This is a genomic window from Tellurirhabdus rosea, assembly GCF_026278345.1.
Taxonomy (GTDB): domain Bacteria; phylum Bacteroidota; class Bacteroidia; order Cytophagales; family Spirosomataceae; genus Tellurirhabdus; species Tellurirhabdus rosea.
This window is the reverse complement of the sequence record NZ_CP111085.1, coordinates 3,307,099-3,326,810: the sequence shown is the minus strand read 5'-3', so window position 1 is coordinate 3,326,810 and position 19,712 is coordinate 3,307,099. Positions and strand designations below refer to the sequence as shown.

Annotated in this window: 15 protein-coding genes, 1 tRNA gene and 1 pseudogene; 10 read left to right on the top strand and 7 right to left on the bottom strand. The window is 57.4% G+C overall.

Annotated features, from left to right (window positions below; genetic code table 11):
• Window positions 1-77: 77 nt before the first annotated feature.
• The gene (locus ORG26_RS14110) at window positions 78-1,487 is read right to left on the bottom strand and encodes a BatD family protein (RefSeq protein ID WP_323134256.1); all 1,410 of its coding nucleotides are present in this window, start codon (window positions 1,485-1,487) and stop codon (window positions 78-80) included.
• Window positions 1,488-1,617: 130 nt separating this feature from the next.
• Here ORG26_RS14110 and ORG26_RS23595 point away from each other — a divergent pair, with 130 nt between their 5' ends.
• On the top strand, window positions 1,618-1,821 hold the full coding sequence (locus ORG26_RS23595) for a hypothetical protein (protein ID WP_266362813.1): 204 nt from the start codon (window positions 1,618-1,620) through the stop codon (window positions 1,819-1,821).
• A 50-nt stretch (window positions 1,822-1,871) separates the two neighbouring features.
• On the opposite strand, the gene ORG26_RS14100 is transcribed toward ORG26_RS23595, so the two are convergent.
• From ORG26_RS14100 to ORG26_RS14085, 4 genes are all read right to left on the bottom strand, one after another.
• Entirely contained in the window at window positions 1,872-3,209 is a 1,338-nt protein-coding gene (locus ORG26_RS14100) for a dihydroorotase (RefSeq protein WP_266362811.1), read from the bottom strand.
• Window positions 3,210-3,307: 98 nt separating this feature from the next.
• Window positions 3,308-4,288 carry a porphobilinogen synthase gene (gene hemB, locus ORG26_RS14095; protein ID WP_266362809.1) on the bottom strand — a complete coding sequence of 327 codons (981 nt, stop codon included), beginning with the start codon at window positions 4,286-4,288 and terminating at the stop codon, window positions 3,308-3,310.
• Window positions 4,289-4,402: 114 nt separating this feature from the next.
• The gene (locus ORG26_RS14090; protein ID WP_266362807.1) at window positions 4,403-5,083 is read right to left on the bottom strand and encodes a response regulator transcription factor; all 681 of its coding nucleotides are present in this window, start codon (window positions 5,081-5,083) and stop codon (window positions 4,403-4,405) included.
• A gap of 76 nt (window positions 5,084-5,159) precedes the next feature.
• On the bottom strand, window positions 5,160-7,067 hold the full coding sequence (locus ORG26_RS14085; RefSeq protein ID WP_266362805.1) for a sensor histidine kinase: 1,908 nt from the start codon (window positions 7,065-7,067) through the stop codon (window positions 5,160-5,162).
• 184 nt (window positions 7,068-7,251) lie between these two features.
• Here ORG26_RS14085 and ORG26_RS14080 point away from each other — a divergent pair, with 184 nt between their 5' ends.
• Window positions 7,252-8,043 (top strand): T9SS type A sorting domain-containing protein, encoded by a 792-nt coding sequence (locus ORG26_RS14080; protein WP_266362803.1) that lies wholly within the window; start codon window positions 7,252-7,254, stop codon window positions 8,041-8,043.
• 282 nt (window positions 8,044-8,325) lie between these two features.
• Window positions 8,326-8,559, top strand: a complete 234-nt coding sequence (locus ORG26_RS14075) for a hypothetical protein (protein WP_266362801.1) — start codon at window positions 8,326-8,328, stop codon at window positions 8,557-8,559.
• A 2-nt stretch (window positions 8,560-8,561) separates the two neighbouring features.
• On the opposite strand, the gene ORG26_RS14070 is transcribed toward ORG26_RS14075, so the two are convergent.
• Together ORG26_RS14070 and ORG26_RS14065 are read right to left on the bottom strand one after the other, a co-directional pair.
• Window positions 8,562-9,140: a methyltransferase gene (locus ORG26_RS14070; protein ID WP_266362800.1), complete on the bottom strand. Its 579-nt coding sequence runs from the start codon at window positions 9,138-9,140 to the stop codon at window positions 8,562-8,564.
• On the bottom strand, window positions 9,133-9,627 hold the full coding sequence (locus tag ORG26_RS14065) for a rhodanese-like domain-containing protein (RefSeq protein ID WP_266362798.1): 495 nt from the start codon (window positions 9,625-9,627) through the stop codon (window positions 9,133-9,135). Before ORG26_RS14065 ends, ORG26_RS14070 begins: the two co-directional genes overlap by 8 nt.
• A 293-nt stretch (window positions 9,628-9,920) precedes the next feature.
• Between ORG26_RS14065 and ORG26_RS14060 the strand changes: the two genes are divergently transcribed.
• The 7 genes and pseudogenes from ORG26_RS14060 to ORG26_RS14025 all read left to right on the top strand — a co-directional run bounded on the left by ORG26_RS14060 (window position 9,921) and on the right by ORG26_RS14025 (window position 19,595).
• Entirely contained in the window at window positions 9,921-12,968 is a 3,048-nt protein-coding gene (locus ORG26_RS14060; protein ID WP_266362796.1) for a glycoside hydrolase family 3 N-terminal domain-containing protein, read from the top strand.
• 100 nt (window positions 12,969-13,068) lie between these two features.
• Window positions 13,069-14,148, top strand: a pseudogene (locus tag ORG26_RS23640) (Ig-like domain-containing protein); the annotation flags it as partial.
• 3 nt (window positions 14,149-14,151) lie between these two features.
• Entirely contained in the window at window positions 14,152-17,487 is a 3,336-nt protein-coding gene (locus ORG26_RS14045) for an Ig-like domain-containing protein (protein WP_266362791.1), read from the top strand.
• A 102-nt stretch (window positions 17,488-17,589) separates the two neighbouring features.
• Window positions 17,590-18,027 carry a nucleoside deaminase gene (locus tag ORG26_RS14040; RefSeq protein ID WP_266362789.1) on the top strand — a complete coding sequence of 146 codons (438 nt, stop codon included), beginning with the start codon at window positions 17,590-17,592 and terminating at the stop codon, window positions 18,025-18,027.
• 59 nt (window positions 18,028-18,086) lie between these two features.
• The gene (locus ORG26_RS14035; protein WP_266362787.1) at window positions 18,087-18,698 is read left to right on the top strand and encodes a superoxide dismutase; all 612 of its coding nucleotides are present in this window, start codon (window positions 18,087-18,089) and stop codon (window positions 18,696-18,698) included.
• 111 nt (window positions 18,699-18,809) lie between these two features.
• A tRNA-His gene (locus ORG26_RS14030) sits at window positions 18,810-18,885 on the top strand.
• 50 nt (window positions 18,886-18,935) lie between these two features.
• Window positions 18,936-19,595 carry a carotenoid biosynthesis protein gene (locus ORG26_RS14025; RefSeq protein ID WP_266362785.1) on the top strand — a complete coding sequence of 220 codons (660 nt, stop codon included), beginning with the start codon at window positions 18,936-18,938 and terminating at the stop codon, window positions 19,593-19,595.
• The last annotated feature ends 117 nt before the right edge of the window (window positions 19,596-19,712 follow it).

Sequence of the window (19,712 nt, the reverse complement as noted above, 5' to 3'; positions counted from 1 at the left end):
GTCAGTGGCTCCACTGTATTATAACCTGGCGGAGACACTGACCACTGATCACTGACCACTATTCATCGCCTATTTCTTTATTTTTTCCAAAGTAAATACAACATTCCCAGAATCATAATAACGATCGACACATTTGCCAGCACCCGAATGAGTTCGTGGGGGTTGATGGGCTGGCGCAGGCTGTCGGTTTTCTCGATTCCGGTGTAAATAGAGCCGGGCAGTCCCACCTGCACGGTATCGGTTTCTCCATCCGCCGCCGCACCGCCCACCCGGAGGGTTATTGCCGACCGAAGCGTATCGTACCGGGCTTTCTGCGGATTGAAAAAGATGTACTGGAAGATGCGCCCGAGCGGGACCGCCCCGTTCTGCCGGGCGACCAGCAGGTAGCGGAAGCGTTTGTAGCCCGTCACCGGAGCTTCCTGCCGCTCGATTTCCTGTTTTTCTTCGGGAGGAAAAATATCAAAACCCGGTTGGCTCGGCAGAATAGGCTGAGGCAACGAGGCGATGTTGCCCTCGCCTTCAATCCGGAAATCGTACTGCACACTCTCGCCGGTAGCGGGGCTGGTCCTAGAAATATACTCCTGAAGCCGGTACTGCCCCACCGCTACCCGGTCGCGGAGCGGATGCGGCGGCAACGGCCGGACACCGACGCTCTGCGGCGCCGTCGAAAAGGCGACGAACTCCCGGGGCCGCTTTCCTACGGTCGCCGGGCGAATCTGTTCCATGCGCAGACTGACCGGGGCAAAACGGATGGGCTGCTGATTCAGGGGGAAAAAGGTAGCCTGGTAAATCCGGTATTCGGTATATCGCTTACCGTTCAGGACGGTCAGGTGCGGTTTGAGCTCCGAGATGCCGGAGTTTTCTTCCCAGCAGTTGGCTGGACGCAGTTGTTTCAGAATCTGCTGCAACTGCGATTCGAGCTCGAAAAAACTCAATTCGAACGGGTACGTCTCGGCTACAAAAAATGCAAGTTTGACCGTAAATCCCTCGCCGGTGAACACACTGCCGGAGGAGGTCGTCAGCGTCAGGAAAGCGTCCCGTTTGGTTACGACGGCCGTTGCCACCGACGTGGAGACCGGAGCACCCGCTTCTGGAGCCACCGTAATGGTCGTTCCCTCCGACCGGACGGTTGTCCCGTTGACCTGGAGCGTGAAGGGAGCCAGTTTGTACTGTCCCGGCCGCTGGGCTACGTAATTTTGCGTAATTACCTGCGAAACGACCGCTTTTCCGTTGAGCATGGTGCTGGTCGTGCTCGTGTTTGTGCCCCGTTTGGACAGTCCGGGAATCTCCGGAAAATCAAGAACCGGCCGGGTTTCGCTGTTTCGGATAATAACGGAAATGGTGAAAGGCCGTTCCCTAATTAAAGTGCTTTCTCCCAGCTCGATAGATATAGCATTATCCTGCCCTAAAGCATTACATATCAGGGAAACGCTTAAACTTACCGTTAATAATAATGCAAAAAGATATTGGAATTTTAAAATTCTCATGCCTATATTCGTGCAACAAAATTGCAAACACGGCGTTTCAAAGGTGAAGATCGCAGCCTACCGGAAGCGGTCATTATTCACACTAAGTTCGTCACTTCCAATCTACCAACCAAAAACCTGAGAATGAAGTATGGCAAGCATGCTGGAGTACCTCAAAACAATTCTGCAAAAGGTCAGCTTTGACCAGAATTTGTTCGAGAAAGAACTCAAAAAAGCCATCCGAAGTCTGATTCCTGAAGAAGTACAACAATTGAGGGCCTGGTGTTATGATAAATTTGGTACCAGCTATCAGTCCGTTCTGAACCGTTGTTTCAGGCGCGTTCGGTTTTCCTAACATATCTTTCTGATACAACTGAGGCCCGTCGAAACGGGCCTCTTTCGTCTTCACCGGTCAAACGCCAGCCGCTTGCCGCGCACCGAGTCGTCCAGACGGCCTTTTTCGTAAGCCACCTGCCCCGACACGATGGTGTGCGTCACGGCCGCCCGCAGCGTCTCCCCTTCCAGCGGTGACCAGCCGCATTTGTACAGAATGTTTTCTTTTGAAACGGTGCTTGTCTGGCCCAGATCGACCAGCACCAGATCTGCCCAGTAGCCTTCCCGGACATAGCCCCGGCGGTCGATCCGGAAGCAGTCAGCGGGCGCGTGGCTCATTTTCTGCACGACTTTCTCCAGCGTAATCCGGCCCTGCTGCGCGGCTTCGAGCATCAGCAGCAGCGAATGCTGGACCAGCGGCAGACCCGCGTGGGCGTGCCAGTAGCTTTCCTGCTTCTCGGCCCAGGTGTGCGGGGCGTGGTCGGTGGCGATGATGTCCAGCCGGTCGTCGAGCAGGGCTTCCCAGAGCGCCGCCCGGTTGTGCGGGGCTTTGATGGCCGGATTGCACTTGATGCGGTTGCCCAGCCGGTCGTAATCGTCCGCCGAAAACCAGAGGTGATGCACGCAGACTTCCGACGTGATGCGCTTTTCTGCCAGCGGAATGTCGTTGCGGAAAAGCGACAGTTCCTTAGCGGTGGTCAGGTGCAGGATGTGCAGGCGGGTATTGTAGCGTTTTGCCAGTTCGACGGCCAGCGACGACGATTTGTAACAGGCCTCCTCGTCGCGCACCAGCGGATGAATGCGGGCCGGGGCGTCGTCTCCGTATTCGGCCCGGTAGCGTTCGGCGGCGGCCCGGACGGTCGCTTCGTCCTCGCAGTGGGTGGCAATCAGCATCGGACTCTGGCGGAAAACCTCCTCCAGCACGTTCACCTTATCGACCAGCATGTTGCCCGTCGAGGAGCCCATGAAAATCTTGACGCCGCAGACGTTTTTAGGATCGGTCCGGAGCACTTCCTCCAGGTTGTCGTTGGACGTACCCATGAAGAACGAATAGTTGGCGATCGAACTCCGCTCGGCGATGGCGTACTTCTCGGCCAGCAATTCTTGCGTCAGCGCGTTCGGAACGGTATTGGGCATTTCCATGAAGGTCGTCGTCCCGCCGGCGACGGCGGCGCGGGCTTCGGAGCCGATGGTGGCCTTGTGGGTCAGACCCGGTTCGCGGAAATGCACCTGGTCGTCGATGACGCCCGGCAGCAGGTACTGTCCGGCCGCGTCAATAACCTGATCGGCCGAAAGCCCGCTCAGGCCAGTTCCGATCTGTTCAATAAAACCGTCTTTAACGAATACGTCAGCGTCCCGAATCTGTCCTTCGTTGACCAGGCGGGCGTTGATAATGAGGAGGGTAGACACGTTTTTCGAAGATGAGGGGTTTTTCAGGTATGAGGTATGAGGTATAAGGTATGAAGTAAGGCTGTTTCACTTCATACCTTATACCTCATACCTCTACCTCACTTGTTCAGTGTTGCAATTTCTTTGGCAAAATACGTCAGGATCACTTTGGCACCGGCGCGTTTCATGGCGGTTACGGCTTCGAGCATGGCGCGCTGGCCGTCGAGCCAGCCGTTCTGGGCGGCGGCTTTAATCATGGCGTACTCGCCGCTGACGTTATAGGCCGCAATCGGCAGGTCGAAGTTGTCGCTGAGCAGTTTGATGATGTCCAGATAAGCCAGAGCGGGTTTTACCATCAGGAAGTCGGCTCCTTCGGCCAGGTCCAGCTCGGCTTCGATGAGGGCTTCGCGGCTGTTTGCCGGGTTCATCTGGTAGGTTTTCTTGTCGCCAAAGCGCGGGGCCGAATCCAGCGCATCGCGGAACGGGCCATAGAAGGCGCTGGCGTACTTGGCGCTGTAGGCCATGATGCCGGTCTTTTTGAAACCTTCGGCATCGAGGCGTTCGCGGATGTAGCCTACGCGGCCGTCCATCATGTCCGAGGGACCTACAATGTCGGCACCTGCACGAGCCTGGGCGACGGCCATGTTGCCGAGCACTTCCAGCGTTTCGTCGTTGAGGATTTCGATGCCGTTCGGGCCTTCGTGAACAATGCCGTCGTGGCCGTCCGAACTGTACGGGTCCATAGCCACGTCGGTCATCAGCGCCAGCTCCGGGAAACGGGATTTGATTTCGCTGACGGCATGCAGGTACAGGCCCTGTGGATTCTGGCTTTCGGTAGCGTATTTGTCCTTGCGCTCCTCGGGCAGGTTGGGAAACAGGGCGATGGCCTGAATTCCCAGATCGACGCATTCCTGAATTTCTTCGAGCAGCAGGTCAAGCGAAAAACGGGCGATGCCGGGCATGGACTTCACCTCCGAACGGACGTTCTGGCCTTCCATGACAAACATCGGGTAAATCAGGTCTTTGACGGATAAGGTATTTTCCTGCACCATGTCCCGGATAGCGGCGGACTGGCGGTTTCTGCGGGGTCTTCTAAGCATAATGGTGATGTTTCCAGGTGTTTCTCGCAGATGTTCGCAGATTTTCTGCGCAGATACCCGCTGAAGATCTGCGAGAACTTTTCCACGCAAAAGTCGCCAAGAAAAACCAGAAAGTCAGGCCATCAGTTTAAAACCTTCCCCGTGCAGGTTCACAATCTGGACCGATTCGTCGTCGCGCAGGTATTTCCGCAGCTTGGTAATGTACACGTCCATGCTCCGGGCGTTGAAGTACGAATCGTCGCCCCAGATCAGTTTGAGGGCAAAACTCCGGCTCAGCGGCTGGTTTTTATTCTGGGCAAACAGCTTCAGCAACTCGGACTCCTTGCTGGTCAGCTTCTGCGCACTGCCGTCGCGGGCCAGCAACTGGTGGTCGTAGTCGAAGGAGTAGGTGCCGATCTGGTACGTCGAGGGCGCCGCCGCCTCGTCCGTCTTCCGGTAACGGCGCAGAATGGCCCCGATGCGCAGCAGCAGCTCTTCCCGGTCGAACGGTTTGGTCATGTAATCGTCCGCCCCGATCCGAAGCCCCTGGATGGTATCTTCCTTCATCGACTTGGCCGTCAGGAAAATGATCGGCACGTCCTTACCCGACATCCGGACCTGTTTTCCGAGCGAAAACCCATCTTTTTTGGGCAGCATGACGTCGAAGATGCACAGGTCATATTCGTGGCTCGTAAACTTCTCCCACCCCTGATTGCCGTCGGTCGCCAGGTCGGTGTCGTAGCCTTTCGCGTTCAAAAATTCCTGCAGCAGCAGGCCCAGGTTAGGGTCGTCTTCAACAAGTAGGAGTTTAGGCATAAAATAGTGGATTAGTCGTAAGTCGTAAGTCGTAAGTGGCTCCGCCGTTTCCCAGCGTGGCGGAGCCACTTACGACTTACGACTTACGACTATTTAATGACTGATTATAGGGAATCACGACTTCAAATTCACTCCCCTGCCCGGGCTGGCTGCGGACCTGAACGGTGCCGTGGTGTTCTTCCACCATTTTGCGAACGTAGCTCAGGCCGAGGCCGAAGCCTTTCACGTCGTGGCGGTTGCCGGTCGGGACGCGGTAAAATTTCTCAAAAATCCGGCCCAGTTGTTCTTTCGTCATGCCCAGGCCCCGGTCCGCGATGGTAACGCTGACGCCGGTCTCCAGGCTTTTGGTCCGGATGGTAATTTCCGGCTTTTCGGGCGAATACTTGATGGCGTTGTCCAGCAGATTGTACAGAATATTACTTAAATGCACCTCATCGGCCTCGACCACCTCGTTTTCGGCCTCAAATTCCAGATGGACTTCGCCCTGTTTCTGTTCAATCTGCAGGCCGATGGTGTTGAGTGCCTTCCCGATGGTGTCATGGATGTTCACCTCCGTCAGTTTCAGCTTCACCCCGCCCTTCCCCGACTCCGCGTTATCGAGCAAAGCCATCTGCAGCACTTTTTCAACGTGCGAACCCAGCCGTTTCGTCTCCTCCCGGATGATTCCCATGTACCGGCTCAGCCGGGTAGGCTCGGCGGTTCCGTCCAGAAGCTGTTCGTTCGCCATATCCACGGCCAGCGAAATGGTCGAGATGGGCGTTTTGAACTCGTGGGTCATGTTGTTGATAAAATCGTTTTTGATGTCAGCCAGCTTCTTCTGCCGCATGATGGTGCTGATGGCTACGTAAAAACAGGCCATAATCACCAGCACGAGCACCGCCGACCCGGCAAACATCATCGTCATTTTCTGCAGAATAAACGACTCCTGATTCGGAAAGTACACGTAGATCAGGTTGCCGGCTTCGTACAGATTATTCGGAAAAAGCACCGCTTTGTACAGTTTCTGGCTGGTCGTGTTCCGCTGAACGGGATCTTCGCGGAGCGAGTGGGAAGCAAACAGAATCTGCGGTTTCAGCGCGGCGTCTTTGGCCTGCATCCGGACGCCGTATTCCAGCGGAATGGTGATGCCCCGCTCCTGCATGGCCCGTTTCAGCAGCGTATCGACCACCACCCGGTTGACGCGGCTGCCGATCGGCCGGTCCGCAAAAATCAGGTCCTTGAACACCTCCTTGACCATTTCTGATTTGCGGGTAGCGCGCTTGAAACGCTCATCCGGCGAGGTGGTATCCGCCGGGGCGGTTTTCGCCACAAAAGGCGTTTTGGGCCGCGGCTTCCGGACTTTCCGGGCAATCATCGCCTTTTTATCCACCACCGGCTGGGAGGCTAATGTATCCACCGGCCGACTGCCGTGCAGCATCTGGAACTGGCGCAGAAAAACCTGATCCACCAGCCGGTCGAGCTGCTGCTGCTGCCGGAGCTGCAACGCCCAGAGTTCTTCCGGGCCGAGCGCGTCCTGGTGGCGGATGATGTCTTCCATAAACTGCTGCTGCACCTCCGACAGCTTCTGAAAATCGGAATGCAGCACGTCCGAAGGCGAAACCGGCGAGGGCATGCCCCTTTGTCGGGCGGCCAGCGCCCGGTCGGAAGCGGCTACGGCGGGGCCTTCCGGCACCGGGGCGGGGTTAGGCGGCCCGTCAGGGCGGGACCGACGGACGGGCGCTGCCTTGATCGGCGCCTGTGGGCGGGCGATGGCCATGAGCCGCCGCTCTTTTTCCTGCTGGCGCAGGTGCTGCTGCGTCTGGTACAGAATTTCCTGCCGTTCGAGCGTCCGGACGACCTCCTGCAGGGCATCTGTCACCTTATAATCAAACTGTTCGCGCTGGAGAGCCAGGGCGCTCCGAATCCAGTACAGCTGCAGCGACATGAGTCCCAGCAGGCCGACCGTCATCAGCACCGCAATCCACCGTATTCGTTGTTTCGTCATTTTTTCAATTTCCTGTGCAACGGTTGACCGGCAACCTGCATCTATTGGTCAGTTCAGGAGTAAAAATACGAAATCCGGATAGCCCGGATTAAACGGTTCCTCCTCTTTAACAATCTTTAACAGCGTAGTAATTCCCAATGGTGTACGTTTGCACCGTTCCAGAGGTTGATAACTTTTTACCACTATGAACACCAGAAACGCATCCCGTCTGCTCATGACAGCCCTGCTGTTTGGCGGCGTTTTGACGGCAGCAACTGCCCAGACAGACAAGGCCAAGGAAAAAGGCCAGGTGAAAGTAAAAGTAATGGAACGTACCGATGCCGGTGAAATGCGGGAGTTCGACCGCACCTACAATGTCGAGGGCATGAAGGACGACGACCGCGACGCGATGGTCAACCGCATCGTGGACTCACTCCGGACCAAGCGCGGCAACAACCGGGGCCAGATTACGATCATTGTCGAAGACGACAACGGCAGCACCCGGATCGTGCAGCGCGACGTGAACGGCAACCGGGTGGATCTCCGGCAGCGGAGCGGCGACAGTCGGGCGGAGCTTAACGGCGACCGCAGCACCCGGCGTTACCGGGTTTATCCCGACTCGCTGGCCGACCGCTCCCGCCGGTTTGAGTTCTCGTTTCCGGAAAACTGGAGCACGCGCATGAACGACGCCTTCCGGAACTGGAGCGTCGATCTGGGCGACTCCCCGAAAGCCTCGACCATCCGCAGCCTGCAGGTTTATCCCAACAACCCGGAACAGCACGAACTGAACGTTCGGTTTACGGCTCCGGCAAAAGGCGACGTGAAGATTCGGGTGACCACGCCGGATGGCAGGGAAATCGCCCGCAAGGATGTGAAGGACTTTTCCGGAAGCTTCACTGGCCAGATCGATCTGGGCAAAAAGGCGAAAGGAGTTTACTTTGTGACGGTTACGCAGAACGAAGACGGTGCCATGAAGCGGATTGTGCTCTCCGAATAAGGCCCGATACGGACAAAACCTGACGGAAGCTGTCAGGTTTTGTCCCAAAATTCTGAAGGTTCACACCCCAAAAAATGCACTTCAGCCGGAAAAACTTTAGCCGCCCTCCGAACGTCCCTACATTTACGTACGCATAGGCTGTGACTTTTAGCAATACCATTCGTCATAGTAATTGACCGTTCACACAAAATTTTCAAAAAATATAGTACTATGCATTGCAAGGTACACTCCAAAGCCTATATCTTTGTATCAACTTCTAACGGAACTAATCCGCACAAAGCTATGAAAGCGTTATTCGTCGTATTCCTGATGGGTATTAGTCTGAGCGCCTCGGCCATCGGACATCCGCACAACCTTTTTTCGGCACACCGCAAAGCCAAAAAGGTCAAGACAACGGCAGTATGCCGCACGCTGCCCCAGGCGTCGGTCAAGCGTTCGCTGACGGCGACGGTTCGCGCGGCGGGTCCGGGTGCCTTTGCCTTCGGCTGGGAAATGCTCAAGAAGAAAATGCTGTAAACTCAGGGGCGAATGAGGATGAAGACCTCAGCGCCCGCCCGCGGCGGAATGGAATTGTAGCAGGGTTCTATCTGCACCGATCCAAATTCTGCCGTAAACAAGCGGTCATACTCCGCCACGCTTCCGCCAAACGGCGGCCCATCCTGCGCAAACGTCCGGTCGAACAATACCCCTGCCAGCACTCCCGCTGGTTTCAGCAACGCCTTCATTTTCCGGACATACGCCTCCCGCAAAGCAGGGTTCAGGGCACAGAAAAACGTCTGCTCAACGATAAGGTCGTACCGGCCTTCATGCGCAAAGAAATCTTCACAAACCAGAGTCAGCCGGTTTCCGGCGAGCGGTTGCAGCCGTTCGGCCAGTCTGCCGATCACTTCGTCCGAAATATCCACTACCGTTACGTCCGTAAAGCCTTTCCGGAGCAGATATTCGGCTTCGTAGGCGTTCCCGGCTCCGGGGATAAGAATGCGGGCTGAGCGGTCGCTGAGCTGGTCAAAATACGTTTGCAGAGGCGTGGAAACGGTTCCGATGTCCCAGCCCGTTTGTTCCTGCCGGTAGCGTTCGTTCCAGAATTCGCTAGTCATACACTTTCTCTCCTTTATCGACCCAGACGCCCCAGGCCCGGTTATACGCGTGGATTCGGTTTGTCGGCTTTCCGGCGGAATCCACCAGCGGGTAGCCCTGGTTGACCCACTCGAAGATGCTGCCGTAGAGGTTACGGACGTGGGTGAAGCCCGCCGCCAGCAGTTTCTCCCCGATCCGTTCGCTGCGGTAACCGACCGAGCAGTAGACCACAATGGGCGAATCCCTGGGCACGGCCGCCACGCGTTTAAGATCAAATTCGTCAAAACCGACCCACTGGGCACCGGGGAGGTGGCTGACCTCAAATTCGCGCCGGGCGCGGGTATCCAGCAGAATTACTTTCGGGTTTTTGTGCAGGTCTGCCACGCTGACCGTCGGAACGGTGCCTTTGTACAGCGTCCTGAGCATCAGTCCGTAAGCCCGGTTAGTAACCTGCGCCATCGCTGAATAGAAACCAAAAACCATTGTCAGCAGAAGAAGTTGTCGCATTAAGGCAAATCCATTAATATGAGGGCATGTCTGTCTGGCGTTGTCCGGATTCATAGACCGTAATTAGGAAATTTAAACGATTGACGTCCCTGCCAATCTAACGATCCGTACGGACGCCGCCCGGTCCTGGGGTGAAAATGTCGTTAAATTCCGAAAAATACGGCGCATTTTTTGCGTATTTCCCATCCATGACCGAACTTTCATTAGGCACTTCCTAAGGGTTTGCTTAATTTTATAACCAGATTGGAGTATAGTGTACTCAACCTGAATCGTAACTGTTTAGATTGGTGAAGATGCGTATTAAAGTTGTCTTTCTGGCGTCAGCCCTGCTGGTTCTCGGCTTGCTGACCTCCTTCGGCTGGACAAGGGGTATTCTCAAAACGAGCCTTCTGACAACTTTCGCGCCCGTGGATCGTGCAGAAAAGTCAGTTGTGAAGCGCAAAAAAGCAAACCCTATCCGGGTTCGTCCGGTAGAGGTGCTTGCGCTTGCCCCTCAGGAACAGCGCTGGGTAGATAGTGTCTTTGCTACGCTCACCCAGGAGCAGAAAATCGGTCAGTTCTTCATGGTAGCAACCTTCTCCAATCAGGATGAGGCGCACTACCAGTATATCGAAACGCTGGTGCGGCATTACCACATCGGCGGTCTTATCTTCTTTCAGGGCGGTCCGCACCGGCAGGCCATGCTGACCAACCGCTATCAGGCGGCCGCCTCCGTGCCCCTGCTGGTGGGCATCGACGGCGAGTGGGGCCTGGCCATGCGCCTCGACAGCGCGATGGAGTACCCCAAGCAAATGACGCTGGGCGCCATCCGCGACGAAAAGCTGGTGTACCGGATGGGTCAGGAAATTGGCCGCCAGTGCCAGCGCCTGGGCATTCACATCAACTTTGCCCCCGTTTCGGACATCAACAGCAACCCCTCCAACCCCGTTATCGGCAACCGCTCGTTCGGCGAATCGAAGGAGAACGTAGCCGACAAAGCGCTGGCTTACATGAAGGGCCTGCAGCACAAACGCATCATCGCCACGGCCAAGCATTTTCCCGGTCACGGCGACGCCAATGTTGATTCGCACGTGTCTCTGCCCGTCATCAGCCGGTCCGTGGAGCAGTTGCGGGATGTGGACCTGTATCCGTTCCGTCGCCTGATTGCTGACAGTCTGATGGGCGTGGTCACGGGTCATCTGCACGTGCCGGTCGTCGATAACACGCCCCGGCTGGCGGCTACGCTTTCTGAAAAAGTCGTTACCGAACTGCTGAAAAAAGAACTCGGTTTCCGGGGCCTGGTTTTCACCGACGCTCTGAATATGGGCGGCGTGGGCCGTCTGCCGTCGGAAGAAATCAACCTGCGGGCCCTGACGGCCGGCAACGACATTCTGCTGTATCCCGAAAACGTTCCGGACGCCGTTCACCGGATTGCTGACGCCGTCAAAAATGGCGAAATCACGCAGTCGCTGATCGATGAGAAGGTCAAGAAAATTCTGCGGGCGAAATACTGGGCGGGCCTCAACCGCTATCAGCCCATCGCGCTGGAAAACCTTGACCGCGACCTGAACTCCCCCGAAGCCCGCCTGCTGAAACAGGAGCTTTGCGAACAGGCCGTTACGATCGTCAAAAACAAAGGCAATCTGCTGCCGCTGGGCTCCCTCGACACCACGCGGGTGGCCGCCATCGCCATCGGCGGCGAATTTGGCAGCGTTTTCCAGAAATCACTGAATAACTATGCGCCCGTCCGGACCATTGCGCTGAACGAAAAACCGCAGTCGGAAGCGGCGCTGGAAGAGATTTTCGGCCAACTCGGCGACGCCAATACCGTCGTGATCAGCTACCACCGCCTCAGCCCGTCGGCGCGCTGGAATTACGGCATCACCAAGCCGTCGCTGGATCTGGTGGCCCGGCTGAAACAACGGGGTCTGAAAGTGGTCGTGGCCGCCTTTGGTCCCGCCTACGCGCTGCGTCCCTTTGTCGGCACGTCGGCTGATGCCGTGCTTTGTGCCTACGAAGACGGCGAGGATATGCAGCGGGTGGTGCCGCAGGTACTTTTCGGCTCCATTCCGTCCAAAGGCATGATGCCTGTCACGGTGGGCGACTGGCGGCTGGGCTACGGCCTGTTCACCGCTCCGAACGGCCGTCTGGCCCATAGCCTGCCCGAAAGTGTGGGAATGCGGTCCGTGCAGTTGAAGCAGATCGACGACATTGTGCAGAAAGCGCTCAAAGACCGGGCCTTTCCCGGCTGTCAGGTGCTGGTGGCCCGCAAAGGCAAAGTCGTGTTCGACAAGAGCTACGGCACCCTCAGCTACAACGGGTACGAGCGCGTAACCAACGAAACCCTGTACGACCTGGCTTCGCTGACCAAAGTGCTGGGCACGCTGCAGGCGGTGATGCTGCTCAACGAACGGGGCGCCATCGATCTGAACCAGAAAGTAGCCTACTACCTGCCCGAATTTGGCAGCAACAGCAAACGCAACATGACCGTCAGCGATCTGCTGCTGCACCAGGCAGGTTTCCCGGCCGGGCTGCCGCGGGCCGTCGAACGGGCCAAAGTGACGAGCGGGCTGCGGTCGGGATTCTACAAAGCCTCCCGCGACAGCTCGCACACGCTGCAGGTCGGCCCGACGCTGTTTGCGCACACTTCTCTCAAAGATTCTGTCTGGAACTGGATTGTCAATACGCCGCTGACGGGCCCGAAGGCCGACGAAGACGGTAAGTTCGGCTACCTGTACAGCGACCTCAGCTTTGTGTCGCTGCAACGAATTGTGGAGCGCGTGACGGGGCAGCCCATCGACCTGTTCCTCGAAGAAAACCTGTTCAAGCCGCTGGGTATCGGGACGATGACCTTCAATCCGGCCCAGCGTCGCCCGACCTTCCGGGCGGCTCCGACCGAAAACGATACCTGGTTCCGCAACGCCCTGCTCCAGGGAACGGTACACGACCAGCTGGCGGCCCTGCAGGGCGGTATTTCAGGCCATGCCGGGCTGTTCGGAACGGCCGGAGACATCGTCAAGATTCTTCAGATGAACCTCCAGAAAGGACAGTTTGGCGGGCGGCGGTTCATGCTCCCGGGCACGGTTCCCCTGTACGTTCGGAATGCCAGCGACCGGAGCCACCGCGGACTGGGCTGGGACAAACCCGATCCGAGCGGCAACAGTTCGTACATCTCTCCGCAGGCGTCCGTTCGCTCATTTGGTCATACCGGCTTCACCGGAAATGTGGTCTGGGTAGACCCGGATTACGACCTCGTTTTTGTCTTCCTTTCGAACCGTGTACACCCCAGCGCGGGCAATACAATCATCAATTCACAGAAAATCCGCCGCCAGATTCACGAGGCAATTTACAAGTCGATGTAAAAGCGAACAGATGACCGGATACACATGATGACTATTTTTTCTCGGAATAACTTTGTTATTTTGAGAGGCTTATTTGTATCCAATCTCTGATTTTTCTTTTATGTCAAAACCATTACGTCTGCTCTGGTCGTTACTGGTTGTGCTGGTGGGCTGGCCTGAATTCACGCAGGCCCAGACGATAACGACGGGAGTTGTTTCTCCAACTGTCAGTTGCGGCGGTGTTGTATCGGTCCCGTTCACAGTTAGCAATGGAACCTTAGCATCAGGCACTAATTTCAAAGTTCAAATTAGTAGCGCTAACGGAAGTGCTCCGTTCACTGATATTCCTAATGCAATCGGAACAACGTCACCAATAACTGCAACTGTATTTCCTACAACGGTGGCGGTTCAAAGCTTTACTTTCAGAGTTACAACTGTAAATTCATTAACGGGACTTACGCTTAATGCAAGCACAAATTCGGTTCGACTTGGAGCAGCACCAGGGGCCACTCCAATTGTAACCACGCCAATTACTTATTGTCAATTTGCACAAGCGACTCCACTGTCTGCCTCTGGTCCCGGCCCCACTGTTGTTCGTTGGTATGACACTCCAACCGGTGGCACTCCATTACCAGCCTCTTCTGGTTCATCAGGGCCAATCCCACAGACTACTACACCAGGAACAACAACTTATTACGCTGCCTTAGCGAATGAGATTGGATGTGAAGGCTCACGAGTTGCTGTTCAAGTAGTTGTAATCGCTCCTCCGGCGGCACCCGCTGTCAATCCCACGGTCACGTACTGCCAGAATGCATCCGCCTCGCCCCTGACGGCAACGGCTACCGGCGGCGCGACGCTTCGCTGGTACACGACGGCCACCGGCGGCACCGCCTCGACGACCGCTCCCACGCCGCCAACCTCTTCGGTAGGCTCCACGACTTTTTATGTTTCGCAGGCAGTCGGAAGCTGCGAAAGCGCCCGGTCCGCCATTACGGTCACGATCAACGCCTTACCGGATGCACCCACCGTTCAGGCCGGGGTAACTTATTGTCAGAATGCCTCTTCGGCAGCGCCCCTTTCGGCTACGGCCACCACGGGCAATACGCTCCGCTGGTACACCACCCCGACGGGCGGAACCGGCTCCACCACGGCCCCGACTCCGGGCGTGGCTACTGCCGGAACAACCACGTACTATGTCAGTCAGGTGAATACGGCGAGCGGCTGCGAAAGCCCCCGGGCCTCGATTACCGTAACCGTGACGGCCACGCCGGGGCCTCCCGCCGTGACCAGCCCCGTCACGTACTGCGCTAACCAGCCCGCCAGCCCGCTGACCGCCACCGGAAGCGGCACGCTGAACTGGTACACGACGGCTACGGGCGGCACCGCCTCGGCTACTGCTCCTACGCCACCCACCAGCGCGACGGGCACGAGCAACTACTACGTGAGCCAGACGGTTTCGGGTTGTGAAGGCCCCCGGGCGACCATTGCCGTCATTGTGAATGCGGTCCCTCCGGCGCCCACGGCCCCGGCCTCGGTCACGCTCTGTCAGAATGGCTCCGCAGCTCCTTTGACTGCCGTTGCCATCGGCGGCGGCACGCTGCGCTGGTACGGAACGAACGCATCCGGCGGAACCGCTTCAGGCACGGCTCCTACACCCGATGTAGCCACAGCCGGCGACGTGACTTATTACGTCTCTCAACTTGTCAACGGTTGCGAAAGCCCACGGGCCGGCATTCTGGTCAGCGTCAAACCGCAGCCGACGGCTCCCACGGTAGCAGCCATCGCGGTTTGCCAGAACACAACGCCGGTTAGTCTTACGGCTACGGCCTCGGCGGGCGGTACGCTCAACTGGTACGGCACCAGTGCTACCGGCGGCACTCCCTCGGCTGTCGCGCCCGCGCCACCGACCGGAACAGTAGGCACCACAAATTACTACGTGAGTCAGACCGGTGCGAACGGCTGTGAAAGTCCCCGGGCGGTTCTGGCTTTCCGCGTCAAGGCGACTCCGGTAGCTCCGGGCGTCACTCCCGCCGAGTTTTGTCTGAATCAACAGAACGTTCCGGCGCTGACCGCCACCGGAAGCGGCACGCTGAACTGGTACACGACGGCCACCGGCGGCACCGCCTCGGCCACCGCTCCCACGCCGCCGACCAGCGCCACCGGCGTAACGACCTATTACGTTTCGCAGACCCAAGAAGGCTGTGAAGGCCCCCGCGCCGGACTGGCGGTAACCATCAAGCAACTGCCCGTCGCGCCGACGGTTCCGGCTTCGGTGACGTTCTGTCAGAATGGAGCTTCGGCCCCGCTTTCGGCAGTAGCAAGCACCAGCGGCACGCTGAACTGGTACGGCACCAACGCCACGGGCGGCACGGCTTCCCCCACCGCTCCCACGCCGGTAGTCACTTCGGCTGTAGATGCCAATTATTACGTATCTCAGACGGTCAATGGCTGCGAAGGCCCCCGGGCAAGCCTGCCGGTCAGCGTAAAACCCCAGCCGGTCGCGCCGACAGTTGCGGCGATCACCGTTTGTCAGCGCAGCCCGGTTGTCGCCCTGACGGCAACGGCGACGGGCGGCGGCACGCTGAACTGGTACGGAACGAATCCTACGGGCGGCACGGCTTCTTCCACCGCTCCGGCCGTAACGACCAACGAGGTTCAGACGACCAATTATTACGTGAGCCAGACCGGCACCAATAGTTGCGAAAGCCCGCGGGCGACGCTGACTTACCGTGTGAAGCCGACGCCGCTGCCGCCGGGTGTAGCGGCCGTCGAATATTGTCAGAACCAGCCGAATATTCCGGCCCTGACTGCTTCGGCCTCGGCGGGAACGAATCTGAACTGGTACGGTACCAGCGAAACGGGCGGTTCGCCTTCCGCTTCGGCTCCGGTTCCGCAAAACACCAACCCGGTTACGACGACCTACTTCGTTTCCCAGACGCTGGATGGCTGCGAAAGTCCCCGCGCCGGACTGGCTGTTCGCATTAAACCGCTTCCCGCCGCGCCCGGTGTGACCGATTTCCGGCTTTGCCAGTTCGACGAGCCGCGTCAGGTTTCGGCTCAGGGACAGAATCTAAAGTGGTTCAATAATTTCGGTGACCAGTTTGGAAGTACCCCCGTAGCCACTACGGAAGAGGGCCGAACACTCGTTTATCAGGTTAGCCAGACCGTCGAAGGGTGTGAAGGGCCGAAAGCTACGCTGACGGTTACCATCCAGACAACGCCGCTGCCGCAGGTAGCCACGCCGGTTGTCTATTGCCAGAACACTACGGCTCAGCCGCTTTCGGCAACGGGTGTTCAGGGCGGCCGGTTTGTCTGGACCGATCCATACGGCAACGTAACGGAAGTGGCTCCGGTGCCGCCGACGCTGAACGCCACCACGGGCGAATTCTTTTACAAAGTGGCCCAGATTGGTCCCAACGGCTGTAAAAGTGCGAACGTCAACATTCGCTTTATCGTAAACCCGCCGCCGACGGCCAGCGTCAGTGGGCCCGCTTCCATCAACCTGGGCCAGCCCGCTTCGCTGACGATCACGTTTACCAGCGTTCCGCCGTTCAGCTACACGCTTTCGGATGGCAGCAACGGCACCTCGGATACCCCGCAGAAAGTGGTAACGCTGACCCCTACCCAATCGACGCTTTACCGGGTAACCAGCGTCAGCAACGTCTGCGGCGTGGGTCTGCCGGGCACCAACGCAAACGTCAACGTCCGCATTCCGACGATCACGACCACGGCCCTGACCGCCGGAACGGTCTGCGCGGGAACGCAGATACAGGTCGGCTTTACCTTTACGGGTGAGTTTAACGCCGGAAATGCCTTCCGGGTGCAGATGGCCCGCGATACGGCTTTCGCAGCGCCGATTGACATATCAGCGGGAACCCCGCAGGCGGGACTCATTACGGCTACCGTTCCGACGACGGCGGTGCAGGGTCTGTACTACGTCCGGGTGATTGCCAGCAACCCGTCGATTCCGGTGCCGGGCCGCCGTAGTCCGACCGTGCTCGATGTGCGCGCCCTGCCCGTGGCGACGCTGACCGGGACCCGGGACATCTACGAAGGCGAAAGTGCCCAGTTGAGCTTTCAGTTTACGGGCGACGGCCCCTGGCAGGTGAGTTACAACGACAGTCTGCGCACGCAACAGTTCCAGACCAATGCCAATCCGCACGTACTGACGGTCACGCCGGCCCGCACGACCACCTTCCGGCTCACGTCCGTGGCTAACAACTGCGGCCCGGGTACCGTAACCGGGGTAGCGACCATCCGGGTGCTGGCGGTTCTCGGCCTGGAACCCAATCCGCTCCACACGGCCGTTCAGGCGTATCCGGTGCCGGTTTCGAGCGAACTGACCGTGGATATTTCGCTGGATCTGCAGCAGGAGCCCGCCAAAATTCAACTGGTGGACCAGAGCGGCCGCCCGGCGATGCAGACGACGACCCGCCAGCGCCAGACCAAACTGGACCTGAGCGGCCAGCCGTCCGGCCTCTACTTCCTGCAGGTGCAGGTTGGCGAGCACACGACGGTGCGGAAAGTGCTGAAGCAATAAAAACTGAGTAATCCTTTACGAAGGACAAATTACGCGTTACGTTTACCGGTTCCGGTCCCGTAATTCGTAATTTGTCCTTCGTCATTTCAAGTCTGCCCTTTTATGTTCACCGACGAATACTTTATGGCGCTGGCCCTTCAACTGGCCGAACAGGCGGGCGAGGAAGGGGAAATTCCGGTCGGGGCGGTTGTGGCGTGCAAAAACCGGATCGTCGGGAAAGGGTACAACCAGACCGAGCGACTGAAGGACGTGACCGCGCACGCAGAACTGCTGGCCGTCACGGCGGCGGCCCAGTATCTGGACTCGAAATACCTGCCCGACTGCACGCTGTATGTTACGCTGGAGCCCTGCGTCATGTGCGCCGGGGCTTTGTTCTGGTCGCAGATCGGGCGAATTGTGGTGGCCGCTCCCGATCCCAAACGGGGTTACAGCCGGCTGGAACCGTCCCCGCTGCATCCCAAAACCCGGCTCACCACGGGCGTTCTGGCCGAAGAAAGTCTACAACTGCTCACGAAGTTTTTTAAGCGCCTAAGAACATAAATGAAAAAGTCCGTGTTAGCGGGTTGAAAACTTCGTATCCTTTAACTCCACAAAACACTATGGCCTTTGAATTAGCCCCACTGCCCTACCCCAGCAACGCTCTGGAACCGAATATCGACCAGCAGACCATGGAAATTCACCACGGTCGTCACCACAACACCTACGTGACCAACCTCAACAATGCCGTCAACGGGACGGATTTGGCGGAAAAATCGCTGGAAGACCTGCTGGCTGAGGTGAGCAAATATCCGGTTGCCGTGCGGAACAATGGCGGGGGACACTGGAACCATACTTTTTTCTGGAACATCATGTCGCCCAACGGCGGAGGTCAGCCGACCGGCCAGCTGGCCGAGGCCATCAACGCCAAATTCGGTTCGTTCGACGCGCTGAAGGAAGAGTTTGCCAAAGCGGCAACGGGCCGGTTCGGCTCGGGCTGGGCGTGGCTGATCGTGACGGAAAACGGCGAGCTGGCCATCACCTCCACTCCGAACCAGGACAACCCGCTGATGGACGTAGCCGACCAGAAGGGCACGCCGATTCTGGGCCTGGACGTTTGGGAACACGCCTACTACCTGAAATACCAGAACAAACGCCCCGATTATATCGCCGCCTGGTGGAACGTCGTTGACTGGAATGCGGCCAATCAGCGCTTCCAAAAGGCAAAAGCCTGATTTATAATGAATAATGAATGATGGATAATGAAGAGGTGGGAAAAAGTAAAATTTTTTGCTTTTCACTATTCATTATTCATTATTCATTCATTACTTTTGCAGTCCAAACACGGAGGATGTAGCTCAGCAGGTTAGAGCACCAGATTGTGGTTCTGGGGGTCGTGGGTTCGAGCCCCATCTTCCTCCCTTCGATGGATAGCCCTGTTAATCGCAGGGCTTTTTTTTTACCTTCGCGCCATGTTCGACGCCCAGCCCCATCCTTCACGTTATTACCGCCCCGCGTTGATTTTTCTGAGTCTGGCGTATCTGGCCGGTCTCATCGGCCTCCAGACTCCCGCGGCTTCGGCCCTGTTCAGGATGCTGGTTCCGGCGAATCTGCTGGTATCGGCCGGCTTACTGCTCGCTTTTCATACCGACTGGAACCGGCCTTTTCTGTTTTACTGTCTGCTGGCGTTGCTGGTTGGTTTCTGGGTGGAGGTACTGGGCGTCAAGACGGGGTTTGTGTTTGGAACCTATGCCTACGGCCCCACGCTGGGCTGGAAATGGCTGGATGTCCCGCTGATCATCGGCGTCAACTGGCTTGTGCTGACGTACTGCTGCGGCACGCTCTGCGACCGGCTTTCCTTCCCGGTTTACCTCAAAGCCATTCTGGCCGCCTCGCTGATGGTGCTGCTCGACCTGTTTATTGAGCCCGTTGCCATTCAGCTGGACTTCTGGACCTGGTTCGGCGCCGACATTCCCATTCGGAATTACCTCGGCTGGTGGATCGTTTCCCTCATTCTTTTTTCCTTCTGGTACGGACTTCCCTTCCGGAAACAAAACCCGCTGGCTCTTCCCCTCCTGCTGCTCCAGTTTTTATTTTTTGTGGGAGGATGTCTGTTTAACTTTTTGTCGTAAATTGATAAACATTTTGGCTAGTCAGCCGGTTAAGTAATTGGCAGTTTATGTAATTTTTACTCTGTTCTCTTTTATTGTACTTTTAGCTTGTTGCTTAAGTTACCTATCAGGGCTTAA

What these genes read in the sequence shown, in the direction of transcription:
- ORG26_RS14110 (WP_323134256.1), bottom strand. Translation starts at nt 1,487, where the DNA reads ATGAGAATTTTAAAATTCCAATATCTTTTTGCATTATTATTAACGGTA.
- ORG26_RS23595 (WP_266362813.1), top strand. Translation starts at nt 1,618, where the DNA reads ATGGCAAGCATGCTGGAGTACCTCAAAACAATTCTGCAAAAGGTCAGC.
- hemB (WP_266362809.1), bottom strand. Translation starts at nt 4,288, where the DNA reads ATGCTTAGAAGACCCCGCAGAAACCGCCAGTCCGCCGCTATCCGGGAC.
- ORG26_RS14090 (WP_266362807.1), bottom strand. Translation starts at nt 5,083, where the DNA reads ATGCCTAAACTCCTACTTGTTGAAGACGACCCTAACCTGGGCCTGCTG.
- ORG26_RS14085 (WP_266362805.1), bottom strand. Translation starts at nt 7,067, where the DNA reads ATGACGAAACAACGAATACGGTGGATTGCGGTGCTGATGACGGTCGGC.
- ORG26_RS14080 (WP_266362803.1), top strand. Translation starts at nt 7,252, where the DNA reads ATGAACACCAGAAACGCATCCCGTCTGCTCATGACAGCCCTGCTGTTT.
- ORG26_RS14075 (WP_266362801.1), top strand. Translation starts at nt 8,326, where the DNA reads ATGAAAGCGTTATTCGTCGTATTCCTGATGGGTATTAGTCTGAGCGCC.
- ORG26_RS14070 (WP_266362800.1), bottom strand. Translation starts at nt 9,140, where the DNA reads ATGACTAGCGAATTCTGGAACGAACGCTACCGGCAGGAACAAACGGGC.
- ORG26_RS14065 (WP_266362798.1), bottom strand. Translation starts at nt 9,627, where the DNA reads ATGCGACAACTTCTTCTGCTGACAATGGTTTTTGGTTTCTATTCAGCG.
- ORG26_RS14060 (WP_266362796.1), top strand. Translation starts at nt 9,921, where the DNA reads ATGCGTATTAAAGTTGTCTTTCTGGCGTCAGCCCTGCTGGTTCTCGGC.
- ORG26_RS14040 (WP_266362789.1), top strand. Translation starts at nt 17,590, where the DNA reads ATGTTCACCGACGAATACTTTATGGCGCTGGCCCTTCAACTGGCCGAA.
- ORG26_RS14035 (WP_266362787.1), top strand. Translation starts at nt 18,087, where the DNA reads ATGGCCTTTGAATTAGCCCCACTGCCCTACCCCAGCAACGCTCTGGAA.
- ORG26_RS14025 (WP_266362785.1), top strand. Translation starts at nt 18,936, where the DNA reads ATGTTCGACGCCCAGCCCCATCCTTCACGTTATTACCGCCCCGCGTTG.